The sequence below is a fragment of the Burkholderia sp. Ac-20349 genome (genome assembly GCF_017104865.1).
Classification (GTDB): Bacteria; Pseudomonadota; Gammaproteobacteria; order Burkholderiales; family Burkholderiaceae; genus Burkholderia; species Burkholderia aenigmatica.
Genome location: NZ_JAAGPM010000061.1, coordinates 25,875 through 45,274, shown reverse-complemented (window position 1 = coordinate 45,274; position 19,400 = coordinate 25,875). Strand labels below are relative to the sequence as shown.

At 65.5% G+C, this 19,400-nt stretch carries 14 protein-coding genes; 3 read left to right on the top strand and 11 right to left on the bottom strand.

Annotation, left to right across the window (positions count from 1 at the left end):
• Positions 1 to 452 (top strand): inorganic phosphate transporter (locus tag G3N61_RS20620; RefSeq protein ID WP_205823445.1); only part of this gene is annotated, 452 nt, incomplete at its 5' end.
• A 19-nt stretch (positions 453 to 471) separates the two neighbouring features.
• Here the strand turns inward: G3N61_RS20620 and cysS are convergent.
• The 4 genes from cysS to betC all read right to left on the bottom strand — a co-directional run bounded on the left by cysS (position 472) and on the right by betC (position 6,229).
• Entirely contained in the window at positions 472 to 1,896 is a 1,425-nt protein-coding gene (gene cysS / locus G3N61_RS20615) for a cysteine--tRNA ligase (protein ID WP_205823444.1), read from the bottom strand.
• 387 nt (positions 1,897 to 2,283) lie between these two features.
• On the bottom strand, positions 2,284 to 3,423 hold the full coding sequence (locus G3N61_RS20610) for a porin (protein ID WP_043180415.1): 1,140 nt from the start codon (positions 3,421 to 3,423) through the stop codon (positions 2,284 to 2,286).
• Between the two features lie 259 nt (positions 3,424 to 3,682).
• Entirely contained in the window at positions 3,683 to 4,648 is a 966-nt protein-coding gene (gene choX / locus G3N61_RS20605) for a choline ABC transporter substrate-binding protein (protein ID WP_089452021.1), read from the bottom strand.
• Positions 4,649 to 4,693: 45 nt separating this feature from the next.
• Positions 4,694 to 6,229 (bottom strand): choline-sulfatase, encoded by a 1,536-nt coding sequence (gene betC, locus G3N61_RS20600; RefSeq protein WP_205823443.1) that lies wholly within the window; start codon positions 6,227 to 6,229, stop codon positions 4,694 to 4,696.
• A 252-nt stretch (positions 6,230 to 6,481) separates the two neighbouring features.
• On the opposite strand from betC, the gene G3N61_RS20595 reads away from it, so the two are divergent.
• On the top strand, positions 6,482 to 7,387 hold the full coding sequence (locus tag G3N61_RS20595; protein WP_205823442.1) for a LysR family transcriptional regulator: 906 nt from the start codon (positions 6,482 to 6,484) through the stop codon (positions 7,385 to 7,387).
• Positions 7,388 to 7,555: 168 nt separating this feature from the next.
• Positions 7,556 to 8,440, top strand: a complete 885-nt coding sequence (gene purU, locus G3N61_RS20590) for a formyltetrahydrofolate deformylase (protein ID WP_043180421.1) — start codon at positions 7,556 to 7,558, stop codon at positions 8,438 to 8,440.
• A 19-nt stretch (positions 8,441 to 8,459) separates the two neighbouring features.
• Here purU and G3N61_RS20585 read toward each other — a convergent pair whose 3' ends face one another.
• From G3N61_RS20585 to tssI, 7 genes are all read right to left on the bottom strand, one after another.
• Entirely contained in the window at positions 8,460 to 9,452 is a 993-nt protein-coding gene (locus G3N61_RS20585; RefSeq protein WP_205823441.1) for a DMT family transporter, read from the bottom strand.
• Positions 9,453 to 9,621: 169 nt separating this feature from the next.
• Positions 9,622 to 10,239 (bottom strand): TetR/AcrR family transcriptional regulator, encoded by a 618-nt coding sequence (locus G3N61_RS20580; protein WP_089452017.1) that lies wholly within the window; start codon positions 10,237 to 10,239, stop codon positions 9,622 to 9,624.
• 91 nt (positions 10,240 to 10,330) lie between these two features.
• A complete protein-coding gene (locus G3N61_RS20575; RefSeq protein ID WP_205823440.1) occupies positions 10,331 to 10,537 on the bottom strand; it encodes a hypothetical protein in 207 nt (68 codons plus the stop codon).
• Between the two features lie 38 nt (positions 10,538 to 10,575).
• The gene (locus tag G3N61_RS20570; RefSeq protein WP_205823439.1) at positions 10,576 to 11,763 is read right to left on the bottom strand and encodes an ADP-ribosylglycohydrolase family protein; all 1,188 of its coding nucleotides are present in this window, start codon (positions 11,761 to 11,763) and stop codon (positions 10,576 to 10,578) included.
• A complete protein-coding gene (locus G3N61_RS20565; protein WP_205823438.1) occupies positions 11,763 to 16,364 on the bottom strand; it encodes an RHS repeat-associated core domain-containing protein in 4,602 nt (1,533 codons plus the stop codon). The genes G3N61_RS20570 and G3N61_RS20565 overlap by 1 nt, the downstream gene beginning before the upstream one ends.
• Positions 16,365 to 16,377: 13 nt before the next feature.
• Positions 16,378 to 16,800 (bottom strand): DcrB-related protein, encoded by a 423-nt coding sequence (locus G3N61_RS20560; protein ID WP_089452013.1) that lies wholly within the window; start codon positions 16,798 to 16,800, stop codon positions 16,378 to 16,380.
• A gap of 21 nt (positions 16,801 to 16,821) precedes the next feature.
• Positions 16,822 to 18,945, bottom strand: a complete 2,124-nt coding sequence (gene tssI / locus G3N61_RS20555; protein ID WP_205823437.1) for a type VI secretion system tip protein TssI/VgrG — start codon at positions 18,943 to 18,945, stop codon at positions 16,822 to 16,824.
• Positions 18,946 to 19,400: the final 455 nt, after the last annotated feature.

The following is a 19,400-nucleotide window of genomic DNA, read 5'->3' as shown; positions in this document are numbered from 1 at the left end:
ACAGCCTCGGCCACGGCGGCAACGACGCGCAGAAGACGATCGGCATCATCTGGATGCTGCTGATCGCGACGGGCTATGCGTCGGCGACCGCCGATGCGCCGCCCGCGTGGGTGATCGGCGCGTGCTACCTGTCGATGGGCCTCGGCACGCTGTTCGGCGGCTGGCGCATCGTGCGGACGATGGGCCAGAAGATCACGAAGCTCAAGCCGGTCGGCGGCTTCTGTGCGGAAACCGGCGGTGCGATGACGCTGTTCCTCGCGTCGTTCCTCGGCATTCCGGTGTCGACCACGCACACGATCACCGGCGCGATCGTCGGTGTCGGCGCGACGCAGAAGCTGTCGGCCGTGCGCTGGGGCGTGGCCGGCAACATCGTGTGGGCGTGGGTGCTGACACTGCCCGCGGCTGCGTTGTTCGCAGCCGGCGGATGGTGGCTTGGGCACCGGATCTTCTGATGCAGGCGGCCCGCGAGCGTCACCGCGGCGGGCTGCCCATATCGGTCGAGCCCATCGTGATGCCGAACAGACGTTGACCTTCCGGCGTGTCCTCGACTCTCCAGCCCTCGGCGCTCAGCGCCGCCCGGATCCGGTCGGCTTGCGCCCAGTCCTTGCCTGCCCTCGCGCGCTCACGATCATCGAGCAACACGCGGACGTGTTCCGGAACGTCGAACGCAACCGGCCGCCATTCACGCAAACCGAGGCCAAGCACGGCGTCGAAGCTGTCCACGGTCGCTTTCAGGGTCGCCGGTGGCAGATTGCTCCTGACCAGATCCCACAGCACCGCGAGCGCCCTGGGCAGATTCAGGTCCTCGTTCACCTCGGCGTCGAATCGTGCAGCGAAATCCGCATCGACGCGCCCGCCGTCCGGCCAGCCGGCATAGACCTGCCGCAGTCGATTCAGCGCGGTTTGTGCCGCCTCGAGCGACGCCCACGAGAAACGCAGCTTGCTTCGATAATGGGCCGTCAGGCACAGGTAACGGTACGCGAGCGGATCGACATTCCGGCTCTGCAAGGTCTGCAGACGGATGAAATCGCCACTCGACTTCGACATCTTCGCATCGGCATCGGCCTCTGCATCGCGTGTCAGAAAGTGCCCGTGCATCCAGTAATTCGCGAGCTGCGTGCCGTGGGCCGCCCGCGTCTGCGCGATCTCGTTGCTGTGATGCACGGCGATGTGATCCTCGCCGCCGCAATGGATATCGAACAAGGTCCCGAGATACTTCGCCGACATCGCCGAGCATTCGATATGCCAGCCCGGAAAGCCGCGCCCCCACGGGCTGTCCCATTCCATTTGCCGCTTGACGTCGGCCGGGCTGAACTTCCACAACGCAAAATCCGTGATGCTCCGCTTCTCGCCCAGCGCTACCCGCTTGCCCGCCTGCAGCCCGGCGCGGTCCAGCCGCGCGAGATAACCGTAGTCATCCTGCCGACTGGTATCGAAGTAGAGGCCATCGTCCGTCCGATAGACGTAGCCGGCCCGGTCGAGCGTCTCGATGAACGCGATCTGTTCGGCGATGTGATCGGTGGCACGGCACCAGACCGTCGGCTCGAGCAGGTGGAGCGCGCGCCAGTCCCGGACGAACGCCTCGGTGTAACGCCGGGCGATCTCCCACGCCGATTCGCCGGTTCGACGGCTCCCCTTCTCCATCTTGTCTTCGCCTTCGTCCGCATCCGAAGTCAGGTGGCCGACGTCGGTGATATTGACGACGTGCCGGACCGCGTATCCGTTGCGCTCCAGCACGCGACGCAGGAGATCCTCGAACACGTAGGTTCTCAGGTTGCCGATATGGGCATCGTCGTAGACCGTGGGGCCGCAGCAATACATGCCGACCTGCCCGGGATGGATAGGCGTGAACGGGCGCACGGTACGCGACCAGGTGTCATACAGCGCAAGCGGCATCGAGTTTCTCCGTCCGGAAAGGGTCGGCCCAAAAACAAAAAGGCCGCCTGTTTTGCATCACAGGCGGCCGGAAGGCGATTGCTTGAATGTTTAGCGAGTTCGCTAGACGCAACTTCCCCCAGGCATGTTCTGACAACATGCGCGGATCAGCGAGGAGGGGGAAATGGTGCGATCAAGCATGCGGACGATGCTAACGCCTATAGACGGCAATGGTCAACACCGTCGAGCCGTCGTTCCCGGTGACGATCCCGTGGCAGTGGCCACGCGGCCGGCACTGACCGGACGGATCTCATGCCCGCTTGCACCCGGCAAAAAAAAAGCGCGAACCTCGGTTCGCGCCAAAGAGAGACCTCTCGCTGAAGACGTCACTACCCCACACAACACTGCTCAGAACGAATGCCGCATCCCGATCCGCACGTCGGCCTGCGTCTGCGTCGTCGACGGCGTGAAGCTGTAGCCGACCACCGCATCCACGCCTTGCGACGCGCGCAGGTAATCGCCGGAGAGGTACACGTCCGTGCGCTTCGACAGCATGTAGTGCAGGCCCGCCGTGCCCTGGTTCCAGTGATGGCCTTCGAAGCGCGTGTGCTGGTAGCCGGCGATCAGGCTCAATGCCGGCGTGAACTGGTACGAGCCGCCGCCTTCATAGACCTGCATGTGCGACGACTGGCCGAAGCCCTTGATCGTCGTGTACGAGAAGTTGCCGTCGAGCGTCAGCTTGCCGATCGTGTAGCTCGTGCCGATGCCGAAGGTGCCTTGGCTGTCGACATCCATCGGCGTGTTCGCAAACAGGTCGGTGCGTGCGCCGGTCGCCGGATCGACGGTGACGGTCTGCTGGCCGAGGAACGTATGCGTGCCGATCATCGCGTACGGGTCGAACGCATAGATGCCGTTCGGGTTGTTCAGGCGCGTGTACGCGGCACCGATCGAGAAGTCGCCCTTCGTGAAGCTCGCACCCGCGCTCCATGCGCTGTTGCGGTGGAAGTTGCCCGCGACGTTGCCGAACGAGTACATCGCACCGAACTTGAAGCCGCTGAGGTCGTTCGACAGGAACTTCACCGAGTTCGGCAGGCGGTCGCCGTTGAAGCGGTCGAAGTCGCCCTGGTGGATCGCATAGCCGCTGCCCCACGCGGAGATGTTGTAGATCGATACGAGTTCGTTCGTGATGTCGAGCTGGTTACCGAACGACAGCGTGCCCCAGTCGTTCTGCAGGCCGACATACGCCTGGCGGCCGAATTCCGAGCCGCCGAAGCCGAGCTGCCCGGTGCCGAGGCGGAAGCCGCTCTCGAGGGTGAACACGGCCTTCAGGCCGCCACCGAGATCTTCCGTGCCCTTGAGGCCGAAACGGTTCCCGTACGCGACGCCGTCGTCGAACTTGACCACGTGCGAGCCGCCCGTGTTGTTCACGTACGTGATGCCCGCGTCGAGAATCCCGTACAGCGTCACACTGCTCTGCGCATGCCCGATGGCAGGTACACAGGCCGCGCATGCAAGCGCGGCGGCTACGGCAACTTTCGTATGCTTCATTATCGACCACCCTCCCTGAACCGTTCGATGGAAAGAACCTCGTGCCGGCGCGCGCTGCGATGCGCCGGTGGATTCGAATTCGGTACGCCCGCTGGCTTTGGTATTTCGTTTTCCGCAATAACGCAGCCATTGGCGAAAAATACAAACCCATATTTCGCGCCACCCGTCTGAAGGCGACACCAAATGGTCACGATGCGACTGGTCGGGAAAACACGTAGACGGGCGGCACGGTAAAAACCGGCCGCCGCGAGGGCGGGAATCAGTGACCGTCGAGGGCCGCGCGCACGGCCGGCAGGCCCGGTGCGCCGGCCGCCGTCGTCACGCCGTCCAGCCAGCCGGCCACCAGCGCCGGGTCGGCTTTCAGCGCATGCTGCGCCGCGAGCGCGGGCGACGTCTTGTGGTCGAGCATGTCGGCGATCATCCGGTTCTCGACGTCGACCGAGAACGTCATCTGCCGGAACAGCCGCGCGAGGTTCCCGCACTGGCCGGCGAACCCGGCGCGCGTGACCGTATTGACCGTCGCGCCGCCGTAGTTCGGGCCGAAATACGCATCGCCGCCCGACAGGTAGGTCAGGTGGAACTTCGTGTTCATCAGATGCGGCTCCCACGCCAGAAACACGATCCAGCGCTTGTCGCGCACCGCGCGCTCGACCTGCGTGAGCATGCCCGTCTCGCTCGATTCGACGAGCGACCAGTTCGCCGGGCCGAGCGCATGGTCGGACAGCAGCCGCTTGATGTTCTGGTTCGCGGGCGCGCCGGGCTCGATCCCGTAGATCTTGCCGCCGAAGCGGTCCGCGTAGCGCGCGAGATCGGCGAACGTATGCACGCCGGCGGCCGCCACGTAGTCGGGCACCGCGAGCGTGAACTTCGCGCCGCTCAGGTTCGCGTGCAGCACGTCGATCGATTTCTCGTCGACGAACGGCTTCACGAGCGGCGCCTGCGCGGGCATCCAGTTGCCGAGGAACACGTCGACCTGCCCTTTCTTGAGCCCCTGGTACGTGATCGGCACCGACAGGTTCGCCACGTCCTGCCGGTAGCCGAGCGCCTTCAGCACGACGCCCGCCATCGCGTTCGTCGCATCGATGTCGGTCCAGCCGGGCGCCGCCATCTTCACGTCGCTGCACGTCTGCGGGTCGGCCGCGTGCGCGGCCTGCGTCGTCATCACGCACGCGGCCGCGGCGAGCGCCGCGCCGATCCGGATTGCTGCATTGCATTGCCGTTCCATCGTCCGCTTCCTCCGTCGTTCGTCAGTGATCGCGATCCGGGACGCTCAGCGCCCGACGCGCGGAAAACGCGCCATCGCCTCGAGCGTGTCGAGTTCGATGTGATTGCGCATGTAGCGCTGGCTCGCGTCGGTGAACGGCTGCCAGTCCCACGCCTGGATGCGGCCCTGCGTCGTCGCCGCGTAATGAAAGCGCCGGCGCCGCTGGCTCGCGCGCACCTGCCGGTCCAGTTCGGGCAGGTTCCAGCGCTGCGCGGCTTGCGCGCGGAACGCGGCGAGCACGTCGGCCGCCTCCGGCGTGCCGGCGAGGTTCGTCAGCTCGCGCGGATCGTCGGAGAGGTTGTAGAGCTGGTCGGGATCGGCCGGGCAATGCACGTACTTCCAGTCGCCGCTGCGGATCATCACGACCGGTGCAACCGCGCCTTCCGCGAGGTATTCGCCGAGCGCAACGTCGTGTGCCGGCGTGCCGTGCAGGTGCGGCACGAGGCTCGCGCCATCGACCGGGTCGGGCCAGCCGCCGGCCGGTGCGGCGCCGGCCAGGTCGACCAGGGTCGGCAGCAGGTCGACGTGCGACACGGGTCCGCGCACGCGCGCGGCACCGAAACGGCCCGGCGCATGGACGATCAGCGGCACGCGGCAGCCGCCTTCGAAGAACGTCATCTTGTACCAGAGCCCGCGTTCGCCGAGCATGTCGCCGTGGTCGGACGTGACGATCACGATCGTGTCGTCGGCGAATCCGCATTGTTCGAGCGCGGCCAGCACGCTGCCGAATTGCGTGTCGACGTAGGACGTCGCGCCGTAATAGGCGCGGCGCGCGGCGCGGATCTGCGCGTCGGTGGGCGGCGTGCGGTCGTTCTCGCAGACGAAGCGCAGCCGCTGCGAATGCGGATCGCTTTGCGCCGCGTCGAGCCGCACGGCCGGCATGTCGATCTCGTCGTCGCTGTATTGATCCCAGTATTCGCGCGTGATCGCATACGGGTCGTGCGGATGGGTCAGTGACACGACCATGCAGAACGGCCGTGCATCGTGCCCGGCCGCGCGTTCACGCGCGACGTCGTACAGCTTCTGTTTCGCGGCGAACGTGACCTCGTCGTCGAAATCGAGCTGGTTCGTGCGCACGCATGGGCCGGCCTCCAGCACCGAACTCATGTTGTGATACCAGCTCGGCCGCTCGGTCGGGCTGTCCCAGTCGGGCACCCAGCCGAAATCGGCCGGATAGATGTCGGTCGTGAGCCGCTCCTCGAAGCCGTGCAGCTGATCGGGCCCGCAGAAATGCATCTTGCCGGACAGCATCGTCCGATAGCCGCCCGCGCGCAGGTAGTGCGCGAACGTCAGCGTTTGCGCCGGTAATTCGGCGGCGTTATCGTAGGCGCCGATCCCCGACGGCAGCTTGCCGGTCAGCAGCGAGAAACGCGACGGCGCGCACAGCGGGCTCGCGCAATACGCGGCGTCGAATACGACGCCTTGTGCGGCGAGACGGTCCAGCGTCGGCGTGCGGGCGACGCGATTGCCATAGGCCGGCAGCGCGAACGGCGTGAGCTGGTCGGCCATCAGGATCAGGATGTTGGGTGTCGGGTTCGTCATCGGCAGTCGTGGGGAAAACGGTGTTCGAATGGAACGGCGCGCCGCTCGCGCGGCGAGACGTCCGGCATGACGGAAACAGCACGAAGAAAGTGCCGCACGTGCGGCCCGCGACTGGCTAGAATCGCGGAATGCCTTGCGCGGCGGCCCTGAAGCGGGATGCGAAGCGCATGTGCCGTACCGTCCGATGCACTATCGCCCGCCCGAATTCGCGCGGGAAGGCGTCCGGCCCTTATGGGGCCATTAGAGAGACTTATGTCGAAATCCGAACCGTTACCGTCGATGCAGGCGCTGCGCGCGTTCGAATCGGCCGCCCGGCTCGCGAGCTTCACGGCCGCCGCGCGCGAACTCGGCTCCACCCAGCCGGCCGTGAGCCAGCAGGTGTTTCAGCTCGAAGCCGAACTGGGCGTGCCGCTGTTCGAGCGCAGCCCGCGCGGCGTCACGCTGACGGCCGACGGCCAGTGCCTGTACGAAGCGGTGCGGGTGAGCCTCGACACGCTGCGCGGCGCAACCGCGACCCTGCGTGCGCGCCGCGAGCATGGCGCGCTCACGATCGTCACCGACTTCGGCTTCGCGACCTACTGGCTGATGCCGCGCCTGGCCGGGCTGAAGCGCGTGATGCCGGATGTCGACGTGCGCGTCGTCACGTCACAGGATTACGACGCGCAGCGCGACCACGGCGACATCGCGATCCTGTTCGGCGACGGCCACTGGCCGTCGTGCACGGCTGCCCGCCTCTTTCCGGAATCGGTCACGCCCGTGTGCTCGCCCGCGTTCCGCGACGCGCACCCGCACGTCGCGCGGGCCGAGCACCTGCTCGCGGTGCCGCTGCTGCACGTGCAGCCGACGCGCCCCGAGCGCTGGCTGTCGTGGTCCGGCTGGTTCGACGCGCACGGGCTCGATACGGCCGCCGCCGCGCGCGGCGTGACCTTCAACAGCTACGCGCTCGTGATCCATGCGGCGCTGCTCGGCGAAGGCGTCGCGCTCGGCTGGTCGCCGCTCGTCGACGAACTCGTCGCATCCGGGCAGCTCGTGAAGCTCGTCGACGCGCCGGTCGTCACGTCGCGCGGCTACTTCCTGGTGCGGCCGCCGCAGCGGCCCGAGCCGGACGCGACCCACGTGTTCCGGCGCTGGCTGCTCGACGCGTGCGCGAGCGCGTAACGCCCCTTCCCGCCCCCGCGCGCTGGCGCACCGATACCAGCCACACGGCGCGTTGGTTCTATCCGCCCCAAAATCGGCCTGATTTACTTGAGCCTCCCGCTACCCGCGCGGCGCGGCGCTTTCGTGCGCCGCCGCACGGCCGTGCGCCCATGCCATCCGAGGAGTCTCATGACCGCCGAGCACCGCCCCGATCAATTCGTCCTGACACTGTCGTGCCCGAGCGCGGCCGGCCAGGTCGCCGCCGTCGTCGGCTTTCTCGATCGCCATCGCTGTTATGTCGATGCGCTGAACGTGTTCGACGACGATCTCAGCACCCGCTTCTTCGTGCGCTGCGTCTTTCATCCGACGGATGAGACGCTGCAGATCGACGCGCTGCGCCACGAATTCGCGCCGATCGCGGCCAGCCTCGGCGGCGAGCAGGGCGACATGCAGTGGGCGATCCACGACGTGAACGCACGGCCGAAGGTGCTGATCATGGTGTCGAAGCTCGAGCACTGCCTCGCGGACCTGCTGTTCCGCTGGCGGATGGGCGAGCTGAAGATGGACATCGTCGGCATCGTGTCGAACCATCCCGACTTCGAGCCGCTCGCCGCGCAGCACGGGCTGCCGTTCCGCCACTTCCCGATCACGGCCGATACGAAGGCGCAGCAGGAAGCGCAGTGGCTCGACTTCTTCGAGTCGAGCGGCGCCGAGCTCGTGATCCTCGCGCGCTACATGCAGGTGCTGTCGCAGGAGACGAGCGCGAAGCTCGCGAACCGCGCGATCAACATCCATCATTCGTTCCTGCCCGGCTTCAAGGGCGCGAAGCCGTATCACCAGGCGCATGCGCGCGGCGTGAAGCTGATCGGCGCGACCGCGCACTTCGTCACCGACGATCTCGACGAAGGCCCGATCATCGAGCAGGTCGTCGAGCGCGTCGATCACGCGTTGCGCCCGGAGCAACTGCTCGCGGTGGGGCGCGATGTCGAGTCGCTCACGCTGGCGCGCGCGGTGAAGGCGTTCATCGAGCGGCGCGTGTTTCTGAACGGGGATCGGACGGTGGTGTTTTCGTAACGCGCGAAGGGCGCGACGCTCATGTGGAAGCCGACGGCACGCGCGCGTGCGTCGTGCCGATGCGACGCGCCCTGCGCCGCAGATACAGGTTGTTCAGGATCAGCGCCGCGCCCGTCAGCGCGGCGCCTGCAATCTGCGCACGATTGGGCACGACGCCCGTGAATGCGGAAACGGCAAAGGCCGTGATGGGCACGATGTCCATGAACAGCACGCCGTTCATCGGCCCGAGAATCCGGTTGCCCGTCATCCAGAGGAGGATCGCGCCGAAGCCGGCCACCGGCCCCATGTACACGAGATGCGGCAGGACCGCGTGTACCGCGGCGAGTGACGGTGTCGCGATCCGGTGCGTGACCACCAGCAGCAGATTGACCGCGACGATCGTGGTCAGTCCGAGCCAGGTCGTGAAGGTCGTGTATTTCAATGCCGACCAGCGGGTGAAGCGCGCCGCGCCGAACGTATAGACGACCCAGCACAACGCGCCGACGACGATCAGCGCGTTGGCCGCGTAGTGCTGCGGCTCGTGCAGCGCGGCGATCACGTCCCCGCGCGTGATGACGAGGGCCACGCCGGTAAAGGACAGCACGACGAACAGCACCGACACCGGCGCGGGCGCGACCCGCCGCACCAGTGCGTTGAGCAGCAGCCCCATCATCGGCTGCGTCGCCATCATGATCGACGCGGTCAGCGCCCCTTCGTCGCCGGCCAGTTGCTGGCCCAGGAACACGAACGACCCGAACCCGCAAAAGCCGATCGACCCGAGCAGCCACGCAAGCGCCACGGGCTCGCCGGCCGAACGGAACGCACCGGGCCCTTCGACGAGCCGCAGCAACGCGATGAAGCCGATGCCGGCGATCAGATAGCGCAGCGACGTGAACGTAAAGGGATCGATGTACCGCAACGCATCGGTCATCACCGGAAACATCACGCCCATCAGGATCGTCGCGGTCACACATGCCACGACGCCTTTCCCGTACGCGTTCGCGGCGGGCGTTGCGAGTGTTGCATTATTCATGACTGATCATTCCCAAATTAATTGAACAATGATGCCGGTGCGGCTGCGCGCAGCGGCCGTGTCACATCAACTTCGTTGCTGTCGTTGCCTGCCCTTCACGATTTCGATGCAGGCACCTGGAATGCCTCCCATCATTTGAAACCGATCATTCTCAAAATAATCAAAAAAATCAGGTCAGCGCCCGCATTGCGATATCGACGATCGATGCCAGTTCCGCCTCCGACGCGCTCGACTTGCCCAGCACGCGCATGCCCTGGATCAGGCACAGCAGGAACCGGCCCACCTCTTCCGGATCGAGATTCCGGTCGAACTCGCCCGACTGCTGGCCGCGCGCGATGGCCAGGCTGAATTGCGTGCCGATGCGCAACAGGGTCGATTCGATGTACGGGCGCAGTGCGTCGTCGCCGGGCAGAAGTTCGACGGCCGAATTCGTGATGAAGCAGCCGCGCCGCTCCGATAGCCGCACACCGATTTCCGTGTAGTACAGCAGCGCATCCCGGAGTGCCTGCCGGGGCGGCAGATCCGCCGCGAGACGCTCCTTGAGCCGTGCGATCGCGCCTTCCGCGTAACGGTCGAACGCGGCGACCAGCAACCCGTGCTTGTCGCCGAACGTACGGTACAGGCTGCCGCGAAAGACGCCGGTCGCCTCGCACAACGCGTCGATCGACGTCGCGTGATACCCCTGCTCCCAGAACACGCGTGCGGCCGCGTCGATCACCTCGTCGGTGTCGAATTCGCGTGGGCGCCCCCTGTCACGGGCGCCGGAAGATGTCGAGGTCGGGCTCATGGAAGCCGATATTAGAACCGATCATTCCCAAAATCAAGCGGCCGCGCCCGGTGGCGTGACCGGACTTCCGGAATGGGACACGCCGGCCCGATCAGCGTGTCGCCGGATCGAAGCCGGGAAACTGCTGCGCGGCGTCGCCGGGCGAGAGGGTCGCAATCGCGCGCTCCAGCGCGCCGGTCCGGATCAACTGTCCGCACGCGCGGCAGCGATAAAGCGTGGACTGCATGGTTTCATTCACGGCCAACTCATCGAAGTTCGACGTGGGCACGGGAAACCGTTGGCATTTGAAACACGGCATCGCCCCCTCCGGACGAGAATCCGATTCCCGGCGGGCCTTCAGTTTCCGGGTTGATCCGTTCGAGAAGCGGCCAGCAAATCCTCGGCAAAATGATAAAACCCGTGTGCGGCGTGCGTGTTGACGATCCACCTGACAGGAATCCGCGTCTCACCGTAGCTGGCGCCGGCCAGTTGGCCAAAGACGGCGCCAATGGTATCCGCGTCACCCGCGAGATTGACTGCCGCAAGCATGCCCGACTCGAAATCGTCGTTGTGATAGAACGCCCACAACGCAGCTTCCAGCGTGTCGATCACGTAGCCCGACGATGAGATCTCATCGCGCGTCTTTTGCTTGTAAGCGCCGCGCGCAATTCGCTCGACCGCCGGCGCGAGCGGATGTTGATCCCAATACCCCGGCAACGGTGAAAACCGGTCGCTCAGAATCTCCTCTTTCGAAAACCCCGCGAACGCCCCCCACATCAATGCCGCAAAGAACCGGCAGGCATCGACCGCTTCCTGCGCGCCATGCGTGAGCCGCGAGCTTTCGGCTGCGAAGTGCACGGCCTTGTCGAAGTCGCTCGCATAGAACAGCACGACGGGAGCCAGCCGCATCAGCGAGCCATTCCCGGCCGAATTCGGGTGCGTATCGCCAGAAAACGCATTCCCCGTTTTCAGATAACGATCGAGCGCGGCCCGCGTGGTGCCGCCGATATCGAAGCATTCCCCCGTCGGGCTGTATGCGCCGAACCGATACCAGTAGGAAAAAGCCAGCATCGCATGGTCGGGATTGAATCCATGCGAATGGACAAGACTGTACGCGAGACAGCATGCCATGCTCGTATCGTCGGTCCAGTCGCCGGCCTTCAGATGAAAGGGGCCGCCACCAACGATATCGGTGACCGTCGCCCTGTCTCGCGGCGAAAATTCGAGGGTGGTGCCCAGCGCGTCGCCGATTGCCAGCCCCAGCATCGCGCCGCGGAATCGATCGATGATATCCGAGCAATCGGCACCGATCTGCTGCTGAACGCCTCGCAGGGTTTCACGGTCAGCCCGCGGATTCCGGTTCCGGAACTTGAAATACTCGCTCAGCCACGGTGTCTTGAGCACCACATCCGCATTGGTGAATCGCCCGGAATACGGCATGAACCCCATATCTTCGGGATACTGACTTCGTCGCGCTGCACGCGCGGCAGCCCGCTCGACGGCCGCTCTCTGCTCTGCCGACAACGCGGCGTCCTTGTCGCTCATCACTGCTGTTCCATTGTGATATTCCATGAACCGTTCGCGGGATCGTGCGTCCGATCGAGCACGTTGAACGGGGTGTCAGGCTTGAACAATACCTCCGCTTCCCGAGGATATTCGGAAAGCGTGCTGACTGAAACACCCGTGCGGGACGTGATGTTTATCGTTACCTTGCCCGGGAATACGCCATCCAGATCGGTCGTCGTCGACAGGAAGGCCTTGTCCTGGAAGACCCCGCCGACCGGGAACAACTGTTCAACCTGTTCATTGGTCAACCGCACGTTGCGCACGACGTCGCCCACATGCGCATACCCATTGTCTGCGAGCTTGGTCAGACCGTTCGTCGCTTCCTCGGTCAGCCGCGCCCATTCACCCGGGTTCCCGGCGCGCAATGCCGGGTTGATTTCCTCGTACAGGTTGGCCGTATAGCCGCGTACCGCGAGGTACTCGTCGTCCGTCAGCAACTTGTCCAGCACCGGATTGTTGCGTTTCGCCTCCAGCGCGTCCGCAACATTCTTGCTCCCCCACTTCTCCTTCAGGAACTCGCGGAATTCACACCCGGCAAGGCCGAGAGGGTCGACCCACTGGGTCGGATTGGCCACATAGCCGTGAGTCCGAATGCCGCCAGCCAGCCCGATCGGATCGACGGACAGATATTGCCCGGAGTCCGGATCGTAGTACCGGTTCAGGTTGTAGTTCAGTCCGGTCTCGTCGTCCGCCCACTGGCCGGGAAAGCGCAGCGTCGTATCGATCGACGCGCGGCAGCCGTCGTTCGCAGCCCGTCTGGCCGGCAGCAACTTGCCCCACAACGAGTACGACGCCTTCCATACGGACTGGCCCTGTCCGTCGAACACCTCGGTCGGCAGGCCGACCTGGTCCGTCAGGACGGCGTACAGCCCGTCGTCGGTCTCCTGCGCGAGCGGCGAGTAGCTGCCCGGCTCGATATGCCACGTCACCACCTGCCCGGTCGTGCCGTCCCGTTGCTCGACCCAGCGCTCCGCCATGGTCGAGCCGTCCCACAGAAACCTCACCGTTTCGCGGCTGCCGGCCTGCTGCTTCTCGACCCGGCGGTTGAACGCGTCATAGCGATACAGCCAGACGCCGCGCTCGGGCGTCACGACCTTCACGAGCCGGTTGAGGCCATCCCACGTGTATTGCCACGTTTTCGGCCGGAACCCGGGCTGCTCGACGGTCTTTTCGATCGTACGGCCGCGTGCGTCGTACCGGTAGCGCGCATGACCGATCCGTTCCGGCAGGCCGCCGCGGCCGTAATGGTGAACGTCCACCGGCGCCTGCCGACCGTGCGCGGCGATGTTCATCGCCGCGTCGTAGCGGTAATGCTCGGCCGGCTGCACCAGACTGTCTGCCTGCACGACCTGGCCGCGCACGTCACGCCGGTAGGTGAGCGTGTCGGCGTCGGTGTCGACCCGCTCCAGTTGCCCGGCCGCGTCGTAGTGATAGACCTGTCGCGTCAACTGCTCGAGCGCACGTGCCGGGTCGGCCTGCAACGCGTCGATCGCCGCGGCAGGGCCGGCGACCTGCCGGCGGATCCGGCCCAGCGCATCGTATTGCCGCTGCGTGGCGAATTCCCCCGCCTGCCGCCCCGTCTCGCGTCCCAGGCTGTCGCGATGGATCGTCAGCCCGCCAACCTGCGTCAGCGCACCCAGTTCGTCGTATGCGTAGGCCGTCTCGCGGTGCGGCGTCATCCTCAGGCGACGCTGCCCGTCGGCGTCGTAGACGTGCCGCAGCAATTCGCCGTGCTGATCCTCGCCGATCAGACGTCCGTTCCGGTCGTAAGCGAAACGCGTCACATGGGACTGCTCGCCGTGCACCTCCGCGGACGCCGGCCGGCCCGATTCGTCGTAGCGATAGACGAGCTTCACGTCACCGGCGTCCACTTCAGTCAGCCGGTCCTGTGCGTCGTACGCATAGCGCCACTGGCCACCGTCGGGCAGCGTCTTCGCCAGCAAGCGCCCGGCGGCATCGCGCTGATACGCGGTCACGCGGCCGCCCCAGTCGATCTCGTCGGCGAGACGCCCGGCCGCGTCGTAGCGATAGGTGTAGACATCGCCCAGCGCGTTGACGACCTTCGTCAAGCGCGTCGCGTGATCGTATTCGAACCGCGTCTGCTGCCCGGCCGCATCGGTCGACGCCACCAGCAGATCGAACGGACCGTAGGCGCGACCGACCGTGCGCCCGAGGGGATCGGTCAACCCGACCAGCAGGCTCTCGCTGTTGTATTGCGCGCGTGAGGACGAGCCGTCCGCGTGCGTGACCGCCCGCAACTTGCCGCGCGGGTTGTCCGGGCCGTCGCTATAGTCGAAGCGGGTCGTATTCCCATCGGGCGACGTTTCCTCCAGCACCCGCCCCAGCACGTCGCTCCTGCGCCGAATGCGCGCGCCGCCCGGTAACGCGATATCCGTCAGCCGCAGTCGCCGGTCATAGTCGAGCCGTGTCTCGCGATCCCCCTGAACCACGCGCAGCAGTTCGCCGCGGGAACCGTAGCGATACTGCGTTTTGGCGCCGTCCGGCTCGGTTCGCGCAATCAAGCGGTGCAGATGATCGTACTCGAGCGTGATCCGGCCGCCGGTCGGCAGGCCGACCGTCGTGAGATGCCGCTCGTCATACCCGAGGTCGATCGCTCGCCCCGAGCTTTCCGTGATCGACACCAGTTGCCCGATATCGTCATAGCGGTAGTCGGTCCGGCGCCCCAGCGGATCGATCCGCGCCATCAGCCGGCCAAGCTCCCATTCGGAGCGCGTGCAATGGCCGAGCGGATCGGTTTCGGCCGTCACGAGACCTTCGCCGTTATAGGCATAGATCCACTCGCCGTCAGCATCGAACACGCGCGTGCGGTCGCCCTCGTAGACGAACCGGCCGGTGTGGTAGCCCTGCCGGGTACCGGTCTCGACCACGCGCCCGGCGATGTCGTACCGATAGCGGACATCGGTCTGGTCCGTATCCCGCCACTGGGTCATCCAGCCGTGCTCGTCGTAGGCGTAGTGGAACCGGCCGGACTGAAAGCTCGCCACGCGAGCCAGCATGCCGTCCTGATAGCCGTAGTCCACGAGCGTGCGAGCGCCGTCGTCCGGATCGTGAAGCACGATCCGCTCCGGCTGACGGTCCCGGCCGTGATAGACGACCTCCAGCCGATAGCCGTCGCTATGGATCAGTCCGCTCAGGCGCCCGGCGGCATCGTACGAGAAGCCGATTGCATTGCCGTCGAGGTCCTCGATCCGCTCGAGGCGGGACGAACCGCCGTCGACCAGCGGCGAGAAAATGCGCAATTGCCGCGTGTCGCGATCCAGCAGGCGCGGCTCGAACCGGCTGCCGATCAGCCGATAGCGCGGCTCGCGCAGGTTGATGCCGTCGAGCGCCGTGTCCGGCGCATCAAAGCCGATCGCGAGGCCGGCGCCGTCGTGGAATCGCACGAAGCGGCCATCGTCGAGCGTCAGGCACTGCGACCAGTTGTCCGACCAGCGGCGCCCGAGCAGCCCGCGATCGTCCGAGCGGGTCCGGTAGCGACGCTTGAGCTCGAGCGGCAGCACACCCGGAATCGCCAGATCGACACGTACCTCCAGCACTTCGCCGGTGGCGACGTCGACCGGGTCGTTCACGCACTTGCTCAGCGTATCCTTCACACCACCCTGCTCGGCCGATTCGGTCGACTTCGGCTTGAATCCCTTGCCGATGGTCCGCCCAATCGCACCGCCGGCCAGCGCGCCGAGCAGGCTCGCCCAAAACTCCTCGGCGGCCGTCAGCTCGGGATTTTTCGGACCATACTGCGCGGTCGTCTTGTCGATCCAGATACTGTTGCGACCGGCATTGACCTTCGCGCTGCAGTGCGTTTCGTGGCCGATCCGCACCAGCGGCAGGTCGTTCACGAACACGGTCCGGCTGCCTTCGACGAGCGGTTGCGGTACGCCCGAGTGCTGGTCGCACTTGACGAGATCGGTGACGCGCGCAACCTGGCGGCCCTCGAAGTACACGTCGTGCGAGCCGGTCAGGATCTGCCCGCAGTCGCTGCCCATCTGCTGGCTCGCTGACGCCAGCGCGCTGCCGAGGCTGAGGCCGCCCGCCATGCACGCACCGACGATCACGGCGCCCGCCAGCCCGCCGGTCGCGACCGTTGCCACCACCGCCGCAGCGACGATCGCGCCGACCGCGACGCCCACCAGCAAGCCGCCGAAAAGGCCCCATGCGCCCATCGAGTGGGCAACCGCATCGCCGACACAGGCAGGATGCGGATCGCCATGGCCGATCGTGAGACCGAGCTCGTCGCCGATCGACACGAAACCCCGCGACATCGCTCCCGTGACACCGAGCTTGTCCAGTGCCCACGCGCCGCCGATCGCGATCGCGACGGGCGCGAGTTCGACCGCGAGCGCACCGGCGATCGCCGACCCCGATGCACCCGCGGTGATCCCCGCATCGAGGACGCTGGCCGTCGCCCAGCCGACGTCGCCGCCGAGCATCACATTGTTGACGTTCTCGTAGAACGGTTGCTCGGCGGCCTTGGCCGCCTCGCCATCTTCCAGATGGCCGAGACGCTCCAGGCGTTCCGCAGCGCTGCCGCTCGGCTCGTCGTATACAGGCGTGTCCGACATGGTCAGGAGTCCGTCAATTCGGGTCGCGCAACTGCAGGCTCTGGATCACCGCACTGACCTGCTCACGCTGCGTGTCGCTCAGCGCACCCGGTGCGGTGAAGGTCAGCATCATCGCGACCTGTCCGTACTCGACCATCGTCAATTGCTGATGAATCGACGCGTGGTTGTTGGTCCACGTGAATTCATGAACGTGTGCGTCGCGGCCCGAGACGGTCGCCTTCGCACTCGACACTTCCGCGTATTCGGGCACCTTCTTCGCGATCTTGCGAATCTCGCTCGCCACGTACTCGTCGAACTTCATCCCCCAGGGCAGCCGCTCGCGCGTAATCACCAGGCTGACGCCCTCGGTGCCGGTCGCTGCCGACACGAATACGTTCATCGTCTTGTCTTGCCATTCGACCGGCAGCGCCAGCGTGCCCTCATGCATCTGGTACATGTGTTGTTGTCCTGTTGTGTATCAGCCGTTCTTCGGATTGATGTCGGTACGCGACGCCTGGATGCTGATGTTCGCCGTATCGAGATGGATCAGCGAATCGCCCTTGTAGATGTCGATCGCGTCTGCCGTCATGTGGATCCGCGTGCCGCCGTTGCCGCCGATCTTGATCCACAGCTCCTTCGCCTCGATCGTGTGCACGCCCTGCGGGGTCTGATGGAGCGTATTGCCTTGCGACACCACGTCCGTCAGGTTGCCGACCGCCACCGTCGTCGCCTGGTTGCCCTTCCCGACCTGGACGGTCCGGTCGCCCTTGAGCACCGTGTTGATCTGCGCATCCTCGACGACGACGTTCATGTCCTTCTGCGCATGCATGTACAGCATCTGCGCGCCGGCAACGTCGCTCATCAGCAGTTCGTTCGAGCCTTCGCCCTTGTGCGTCTGGCTCTTGATCCCCATGGTCTGGCCCGCCGCGCCATGGTAAGGATTGCCCTGCTCGCCGTTGAACATGCGGCCGACGATCACCGGATTGTCCGGGTCGCCCTGATTGAAGGCGACGATCACTTCCTGACCGATCCGCGGAATGGCGGCCGCGCCCCAGCCATCGCCGGCCCAGGGCTGCGATACACGAATCCACATGGAATCCGCCCCATCGCGCTTGCCGCGGCGGTCCCACAGGAAATGCAGCTTGACGCAGCTCCCGTTCGTATGGATCTGCTCGCCCTTCGGGCCGACGACTATCGCGGACTGCGTACCGTGAATCACCGGCTTCGGCGTCATGCGTGGCGCGCGGAACGGAATCTTCATCGGCAACAGCACGAAGCTGTTTCGGTACGGCAACTGCGCGGCATTCTGCGTGTAATCGTTCACCGCCTCGTGCCGCACATGCAGGATCGCGTAATCCTGATTGTTCGTCTGTACCGGATGATCGACGACCTTGACCTGGCCCGACGTGGTCATCTTCCATGCGTAGCCGCTACCGAGATAGCGATGCGAGAAGGCTTCCTCCGCCTCCATCGCATAACGCGCGTAGCGATTGCCGTCGTCGCCATGATCGTAGAGCGACTGGTGCTCGAACCGCTCGGTGGTCGCGAGCCGCGCATGATCGAGATGCTGCGGGCCGGCCTCGACCCGCATCAGTGGCGACGAAGGCTGATGATGATTGAAATCCTGGTAGGTAATCTTGCCGACGCCGAAACGCCGTCCCTCGTCGAGCCGGTCGATCCCGTTGAGTTCGCTCGACTCGGTGCTCGAGAACGGCATCGACGCGAGGCCGTCGATCGGCCGGAAGACGAGATTGCCGTCCCCGATCACGAGGACGTGCTTGTCCTTCTCGTAACGGTGCGTCCAGACCAGGCCTTCCTGCTCCATCAGGCGCGCACAGAAATTGAAGTAGGACTCCTGGTACATCACCACGTACTCGAGCGGTTTTTGCTCGGTGTGAAGATCGAACGAGAAATCCGCGAAGCCGTGCTCCTGGAAAATCTCGCGCAAGATGTCCTGCGCGGTCTTGTTCTGGAAGATCCGGCAGTCGGTCGAGCGCGTCAGAAACCAGAACCACGGCACCACGGTCATCTGGTATTGCGTCACCTTGCCGGGATTGCCGACGCGATCGAACGACGACACGTAACCGTCGAAGTAGCGAGACTCTTCGCCGGCATTCGACGCGGTCAATCGTTCCAGCGACAGCATCCGCGACTGTTGATCGAACTTGAGCCGCACCGGCTGCCCGATCAATTGCTCCGGCGTCAGACTGTGACGGTGCGAGAGCAGATCCAGATGGATCTCCGGCAACCGATTCACGTACTCGTCAACGATCGCCGCGCTGACCAGCAGGACGTCGGGCCCGAGCGGCGTCTCGATCGTCGCGTAGCGGTTGAGCTGGGTCAGGCGCGCGACACCGCCGGCGGCGTCGTTCAATGCCTGGGCGACCGCGGTGGGCGTTTTCTCCATCAGGGAGAAGCCGGTTTGCGCGAGTTGCAGCGCACGCTGGACCGTGTCGACATGGCCGGCTACGCCGGCCAGCGGCCCCAGGTTTCCTGCGATAGTCGATGCCGCAGGCCCGATCAGGCCGCCGAGCGCGCTCAACGAACCCAAAGGGCTGCCGCCGAGGCCGCCCGGCAGGCCGCCATTCGGAGCAAAACTCATTTTCTATTCCTTTCCGTCTCAGGTTCCGCCCCGACAGGCCATCGGCCCGAGGCACCGTCACTCTAGGGGATATCACGTCGGAGTGGAAGTGTAGCTCAAGCGAATGGCGGTTCAGTCTTCGCGTGCCAGGGCGGGCCGCCACGATCCGCGTGGGTAGCGGATATCGATACGAAACGGCACGGTTTTCGCGCCGAGGTGCGAATCCCGGCCCGGACAGCAGCGCGACCGGCTGTTCCGACGGCCGGTTTTTCTGACGGTCGGTCGAGCGAAGCGGCGACGGGAAAGCGTATGACGCGGAAAGGGAATCGCGCCGAGGAAAACGGCGACAGAACAGGCGAGCGTGAAATGTCCCGATGACCGGAACACGCATGCCGTCGTTGGAAGCGGCCGCCGCGACATCGGCGGCCTGATGACCGGGGGCAACGCACCTGATCCGCCGCGCGATGACCCCGTGT